This window comes from Chromobacterium sp. ASV23 (genome assembly GCF_016428945.1).
In the GTDB taxonomy this organism is placed as follows: domain Bacteria; phylum Pseudomonadota; class Gammaproteobacteria; order Burkholderiales; family Chromobacteriaceae; genus Chromobacterium; species Chromobacterium sinusclupearum.
On sequence record NZ_JAELTR010000237.1, the window covers coordinates 1 to 385 of the forward strand.

The window sequence follows — 385 nt, forward strand, 5'->3', positions numbered from 1 at the left end:
CTTCCAGCGCTTCTTCCTGCCGGGTGAGCGCTTCCAGTTCCAGCTCGGTGGCGCGTTGTTCGTCACGGGCGCGTTGGTAGTTGTCCAGCACGTCCTTGTCGCCGAATACCTGGAACACCAGGTCGAGCAAGTGTTTCGGGCTGTATTCGGTCAGCTTGTCGGTATCGCCCTGCTCCAGCGCCAGCACCTCACCCACTGCCGGGGTGAGGCCGGCCACTTCCAGCCGGCGACGGTATTCCTGTACGCCCAGCCATTGCGCTTGCGCCTCGGCCAGTTCCAGCGGCACATCGCCATCCAGGATGGCGTAATGGCGTACCCAGTCGCCGCCCTGCTTCTTGATGCGGCACAGCAGCGTCACGGCATCGCTGACGATGGGAAAGAAGGG

General features: G+C 63.6%; 1 pseudogene. It reads right to left on the bottom strand.

Annotated elements, in window-relative coordinates:
* Positions 1-385, bottom strand: a pseudogene (locus tag JHD59_RS22395) (chromosome segregation protein SMC); the annotation flags it as partial.